Below are 1,220 nucleotides of genomic sequence, written 5' to 3' on the forward strand. Positions count from 1 at the left end.
TCCAGCGAAAGCGTGGCGTACATCATGTACACCTCCGGCTCCACCGGCACCCCGAAAGGGGTGCGGGTGCCGCACCGGGCCATCAGCCGGCTGGTGATCAACAACGGTTACGCCGAGTTCAACGAACGGGATCGAGTGGCCTTCGCCTCCAACCCGGCCTTCGACGCCAGTACCCTGGACGTCTGGGCGCCGCTGCTCAATGGCGGTTGCGTGGTGGTGATCGGCCAGGACGACCTGCTGTCGCCGGCGAACTTCCAGCGCCTGCTGCTGGAACAGTCGGTGACGGTGTTGTGGATGACCGCCGGGTTGTTCCATCAATATGCTGCCGGCCTGGGTGAGGCATTCTCCCGTCTGCGCTACCTGATCGTCGGCGGCGATGTGCTGGACCCGGCGGTGATCGCCCGGGTACTGGAAAACAATGCTCCCGAGCACCTGCTCAACGGCTACGGTCCGACCGAAGCCACGACCTTCTCCGCGACCTACGAAATCACCTCGGTCGGCAACGGCGGCATTCCGATTGGTCGTCCGGTGGGCAACACCCGCCTGTACGTGCTCGATGCCCAGGGCCAACCCGTGCCGGTGGGTGTAGAAGGTGAGCTGTACATCGGCGGGCAGGGCGTGGCCCTGGGTTACCTGAACCGGGACGATCTGACCGCGGAAAAATTCGTCGCCGACCCATTCGGCAGCGAGCCGAACGCCCGTCTGTACCGCACCGGGGACCTGGTGCGCTGGCGCGCCGATGGCAACCTGGAGTACCTGGGCCGTAACGACGCCCAGGTGAAGATCCGCGGTTTCCGGGTGGAACTGGGCGAGATCGAGGCGCGCCTGGCCGAGCATCCGGAGGTCCGTGAGGCGGTGGTGCTGTGCCGCGAGGATGTTCCGGGCGACAAGCGTCTGGTGGCCTATTTCACTGCACGGCAAGCGCAAGCGCAGTTGGTGATCGAAGAACTGCGCGACCATCTGCAAGGGGCGTTGCCGGAGTACATGGTCCCGGCGGCCTATGTGCAACTCGGCGGGCTGCCCTTGACCGCCAACGGCAAGCTGGATCGCAAGGCGCTGCCGGTACCGGATGCCCAGGCGCTGATCAGCCGGGGCTACGAGGCGCCGCAAGGCGAGGTGGAAGTGCTGCTGGCGTCGATCTGGGCGGATGTGCTCAAGGTCGGGCAGGTCGGTCGTCACGACCACTTCTTCGAACTCGGCGGTCACTCGCTGCTGGCGGT

General features: G+C 65.8%; 1 protein-coding gene. It reads left to right on the forward strand.

From position 1 onward, the window contains the following. On the forward strand, positions 1-1,220 hold a 1,220-nt coding region (locus K675_RS30380; protein ID WP_037006294.1), incomplete at both ends, for a non-ribosomal peptide synthetase.

It is taken from the genome of Pseudomonas fuscovaginae SE-1, from assembly GCF_000364705.1.
In the GTDB taxonomy this organism is placed as follows: Bacteria; Pseudomonadota; Gammaproteobacteria; order Pseudomonadales; family Pseudomonadaceae; genus Aquipseudomonas; species Aquipseudomonas fuscovaginae_A.